This is a genomic window from Mesorhizobium sp. M7A.F.Ca.CA.004.12.1.1, assembly GCF_003997835.1.
Lineage (GTDB): Bacteria > Pseudomonadota > Alphaproteobacteria > Rhizobiales > Rhizobiaceae > Mesorhizobium.
Map to the genome: position 1 here is coordinate 1 of NZ_RZRK01000446.1, position 5,202 is coordinate 5,202.

Genomic DNA, 5,202 nt, shown 5'->3' on the forward strand with positions numbered 1-5,202 from the left:
GGTATCAAGATGGGGTTGAGTGCATATCGTGCGGCGCGGCGGCGAAGCCGGACCCGGAGCCTCGTGGTCGCATCGCTTTCGACCCTGCTTTGCACCCAGGTCCTTGCGCAGGAAGCCGCGACCGAGCTCAACCCGATCAATGTCGAGGGACAGAGCGACAGCCCGGTCGGACCGGATGACGGCTACATCGCCAAAAACACCACCACCGGCTCGAAAACCGACACGCCGCTGAAGGAAATTCCGCGCTCGATTTCGGTGGTGACCCGCAAGCAGCTCGACGATCGCCAGCCGGGGCAGCTTGAGGACGCCTTGTCCTATCTCGCCGGCGTCACCATCTCGCCATGGGGCGTCGACGATCGCTTCGACCAATGCCTGATTCGTGGGTTCGACCTCTGCACGTCGGCGATCTATCGCGACGGGCTGCCGCAGAAAGTGATCGATTTCTCAGGCTTCAAGATCGAGCCCTACGGGCTGGAGCGAATCGAAGTCTTGAAGGGGCCATCCTCGGTGCTCTACGGCGAGAACGAGGCTGGCGGCATGGTCAATGCCGTCACCAAGCGGCCGACTGACAAGCCGATCTATGACGGCTTCCTCAGCTATGGCAGCTTCAACACCGTCGAGGCCGGGCTGGATATAGGCGGCCCGATCGACGATGCCGGCGTGTGGTCCTACCGGCTGACCGGCCTGGTTCGCAACGGCGCGCTCGAAACCGACTATTCCCGCAACGACCGCATCTTCGTCGCGCCGGCGCTCAAGTGGCAGCCGGATGCGCAGACCTCGCTGACCGTCCTGGCCAACTACCAGTGGGACAGGCTGACGACGAATCAGTTTCTGCCGGCGCAGTATGGCAATCTGCCGCGCAATTTCTTCACCGGCTCGCCTGACTTCGACCGCTTCGATGCCAACCATGGTTCGATCGGCTACCAGTTCAGCCATGAGTTCGACGACCATTGGACGGTGCGGCAAAACCTGCGCTACTCGCAGCAGGAAACCGACTACCGGCAGCTCTATTTTGGCGAGTGGCTTGGCGGCCCATACATCGGCGCAGACGAACATACGGTGCAGCGCACGCTGTTCACCGTGGATGAGACGGCAAGGCTGTTCAACGTCGACAACCAGGCCGAGTACAAGGCTGACTTCGGCGTGGTCGAAAACAAGCTGCTGTTCGGTCTGGATTACAGCAGACAATCGGTCGACGGGCGCAACGGCTACGGGGCGGGTCCGCCGCTGGACACCCAGAACCCGGACTACTCGATCCCTGTCACGCCGCCGAGCCTCATCATTACGGATCGCGTGGAGACGATCGGCCAGGTCGGCCTCTATGCACAAAACCAGTCCAAGATCGCCGACCACTGGGTCCTGACAATCGGCGGCCGGCAGGCCTGGATCGACCACACCAATTTCAACCGACTCGACGGTGCAGGCAGCTACGATCAGAAGGACCATGCCTTCACCGGCAATATCGGCATCGGCTATCTCTTCGACAACGGCCTGACGCCCTACGCCAGCTATGCCGAATCCTTCACCACCAATATCGGCCCGACCCAGTCCGGAGACGCGCTGCTGCCGTCGTTGGGCAAGCAGTATGAAGTCGGCTTGAAATACGAGCCGACCTTCTTCCCCGGCTTCATCACCGCTTCGCTGTTCGACCTGCGCAAGACCAATGTGCCGACGGCAGCAGCCAATCCCGTCTACCAGGTCCAGACCGGAGAAGTCCGCCATCGCGGCCTGGAGATCGAGGCCAACGCAGATCTGGCTTCCGGCCTCAGCATGACGGCGGCCTACACCTATCTCGACGCGGAGATAACCAGCGATGCCGCCGCCGTCGTCGGTAACCGCCCGGCCAGGGTGCCGGAACACCAGGCATCGCTGTGGGCCAACTATGAGGTTGGCAGCGGCGTGCTCGAGGGCCTGAGTGTCGGCGCCGGCGTGCGCTATATCGGCGCCAGCTTCGGTGACAGTACGAACACGGTTAACGTGCCCGGCCACACGCTGGTCGACGCGGCACTGCGCTACAAGAAGAATGGCTGGCAGGCAGCGCTCAATGTCTCCAACCTGTTCGACAAGACCTACTATTCGACCTGCTATGAGGCCGGCAGCAATGCCGACCTCAGCTGCATCTATGGCGAAGGCCGCGTCATCAAGGGCAGCCTCAGCATGAAGTTCTGATGCATGCCGCTCGGCTGCCTCGGCTGGCAGTGATCTGGCATGCGGGATCTGAAGCGCGCCGCATGAACCTGTGATGACGCGCGTCCAGAGCCGCGATTCGACGCGGCCCTGTCCTCCGTCCGGATGGCGGCAAGACGATTCGCACCGTCACGGTGGGCGTGCGACGTCCCGCTCGCCGAAAATCGCTGCCCGCGAAGCGCAATCCACGTCCCGCATCATTTTTCCTCCACGAATGCATTCCAGGATGGATGGTCCCACGACCGCCTCCGGGCGGCGCGCTCTGGATTGGATTGCCTGAAAAAGGCAACGAATCAAAAAACCGGCGGCGGTCGTCGCCAGAAGGTGTAGAAGACCGTACCAAACGCATTGAAGGGAGTGCGATCGGGTTGCGCTCGGCAAGGCTTGATGGTTTGTTGCCGCTATACGGAGAATGAATGATGCGAGAGCCTGCCGGTCAAGACGAATACGGGTCGACGAACCCTTTCGATCCGGACGACCTGCCGACGTTGAACGCAATCGGCCCGAGCATGGGTAGCGGCAATGATTTCGAGAGATATGCCGTTGCCGTGATCATCGTGTTCGGTGCGCTGATCATTGGCGGGCTGATGGCCGCATCGATGGTCTTCGGGCACCGCAACGGCTTCCTCTTCGCGCTTGGCGGCGCCACGTCCGCCTGGATATCCGGAAACGCGCTGCTGCTCGACCGGCCGCGTATCTATGCGCTGTTCGTCGGCATTGCCGCCTTGATGCTGGTTGCGTCCACTCTCACGCTGGTCTTGTGACGGCCAAATCGGTGTGAGCCGATCCACTTGAGCAGCGGGCGATCAACCCGAATCGCCACGCTGCACCAGGTTTTTCCTCCGAGCTGTCAGTATCCGAGCGCCTCGCCAGAGGCCGCGCGGCTGTCGATGGCGCCGTTGTAGCGCGCGCCGCCGCCCTTCTCGATTTCCGCCAGGCTCTTGCCGCCGACCAGGATGCCGGCCGCCTGCCCCCAGGTCTGGTCAGCGAGATCGAGGTGATATCCCATGCCGGCCAGCAGCTTTTCTGTGTCCGGCGACAGGCCGAACGGCTCGACATAAACCTTGTCGGGCAGCCATTGATGGTGGATGCGAGGCGCGTCGATCGCCTCCTGGATGTTCATGCCGTGGTCGATGACATTGACGATCGCTTCCAGCGTGATCGTGATGATGCGCGAGCCACCCGGGCTGCCGATGACCATGAACGGTTTGCCGTCCTTGGCGACCACGGTCGGGCTCATCGACGACAGCGGCGTCTTCTTCGGCTGGATGGCGTTGGCCTCGCCCTGGACAAGGCCGTAGAGATTGGGCACGCCGGGTTTCTGGGTGAAATCGTCCATTTCGTTGTTGAGCAGGATGCCGGTGCCGTCGGCGACGACGCCGGCTCCGAAGGAGCCATTCAGCGTGTAGGTGACCGCGACCGCATTGCCTTCATCGTCGATGATCGAATAATGCGTCGTCTCCTTGCTCTCGCCAAAGCCCTTCGGCATCAGATCCTGCGACACGCCGGCCCGGAACGGGTCGATCTTGTCGCGGATATCCTTGGCATAGGCCTTATCAAGCAATTTCGAGACCGGATTGTCGACGAAATCGGGATCGCCGAGCGCGGAATTGCGGTCAACATAGGCATAGCGCATCGCTTCGACCATGACATGGATGGACTCGGCCGATCCGGCACCGAGATAGGATAAGGGATAGCCCTCCAGAACGTTGAGGATTTCGCAGATGATGACGCCGCCGGAGCTGGGCGGCGGCGAGGAGGTGATCTCGTAGCCGCGATAGGTGCAGGTCACGGGCTTGAGTTCGCGCACCGCATATTGCTCGAAGTCGGGCTTGGCGAGAATGCCGCCCTTGGCGCCGCTCGCCTTGACGATGGCATCGGCGATGGCGCCTTTGTAAAAGGCATCCGCACCCTCTTCGGAAATGGCGGCGAGCGACGCCGCGAGGTCGGGCTGGACCAGCCGCTCGCCGATGCCATAGGGCTTGCCGTCGGGTTTCAGGAATATGGCGGCGGCCGCGGGGTCCTTCGCCAGCCTGTCGGCGCTGCCGGCAAACGAGGCGGCGTCGCCCTGGTTGAGGATGAAGCCGTCCCTGGCATAGCCGATTGCCGGCGCCATCAAATCCTGGCGGGACAATTTGCCGTATTTTTCGCGGGCCATCTCCAGACCGGCCACCGAACCCGGCACGCCGACCGCAAGATAGCCGTCGAGACTGGCCCCCTTCACCGGGTTGCCGTCCTTGTCGAGATACATGGTTTTTGTCGCCGCCAGCGGCGCCCGCTCGCGAAAATCGAGAAAGGTCGATTTGCCGTCCTTGAAGCGGATGGTCATGAAGCCGCCGCCGCCGATATTGCCGGCATTGGGGTAGACGACCGCGAGCGCATAGCCGACGGCAACCGCCGCATCGACAGCATTGCCGCCCTTTTTCAGCACCTCGATACCGACTTCGGACGCCAGATGCTGGGCCGTCACCACCATGCCGTGCTCGCCCTTGGCCGGCGCAGGCGATGCGGCGAAGACGCCCGTCAACGGCGCGAGGGCGAAGGTGATGGAAAGACTGGCGGCGATCAGTGTCCGACGGTTGAGAGGCATGGCGGTTCTCCGGGCGGGGGGACGCCTAGAAGACCGTGTTGGACTGATCGAGTCCACTAACAATTAAGGGAGCGTGAGAAGAGCCCCCTCACCCGGATTGCCAACTGAATTGCGAAGCGCAATTCGAGGCAATCCGACCTCTCCCCGAGGGGAGAGGAGGTTGTCAGCGCTGACGTCAGTCTCTTCTCCCCAGCGGGGGTGAGGCGTGGTCCGCGCAGCGGGCCAAAAGCCAACTGCTTGGCTTTTCGAACAACGAACGCCCGGAGGGTCGGTGGCCGCAAAACGGCCGGATGAGGGGGCCGGCTCGGCCTCAGACAATGCCGCCAGAGCCACCCACAACCGCCGGCCGTTCCGCAGCGACCTTGGCGCGGTAACCCGCCGCCCTATAGGCCGCGACCGGATCAATGGCGCCACCAGTCTTCAGC

The 5,202-nt window shown here is 62.7% G+C and carries 3 protein-coding genes; 2 read left to right on the forward strand and 1 reads right to left on the reverse strand.

The genetic code is table 11. From position 1 onward, the window contains the following. The first annotated feature begins 63 nt into the window (after window positions 1-63). Both EN984_RS22025 and EN984_RS22030 read left to right on the forward strand, forming a co-directional pair. Window positions 64-2,169 carry a TonB-dependent siderophore receptor gene (locus EN984_RS22025; RefSeq protein ID WP_164748871.1) on the forward strand — a complete coding sequence of 702 codons (2,106 nt, stop codon included), beginning with the start codon at window positions 64-66 and terminating at the stop codon, window positions 2,167-2,169. Between the two features lie 434 nt (window positions 2,170-2,603). Then, a complete protein-coding gene (locus tag EN984_RS22030; RefSeq protein WP_032808338.1) occupies window positions 2,604-2,951 on the forward strand; it encodes a hypothetical protein in 348 nt (115 codons plus the stop codon). A gap of 86 nt (window positions 2,952-3,037) precedes the next feature. On the opposite strand, the gene ggt is transcribed toward EN984_RS22030, so the two are convergent. Continuing rightward, complete coding sequence (gene ggt, locus EN984_RS22035; protein ID WP_127271721.1) at window positions 3,038-4,777, reverse strand: gamma-glutamyltransferase; 1,740 nt, start codon at window positions 4,775-4,777, stop codon at window positions 3,038-3,040. Window positions 4,778-5,202: the final 425 nt, after the last annotated feature.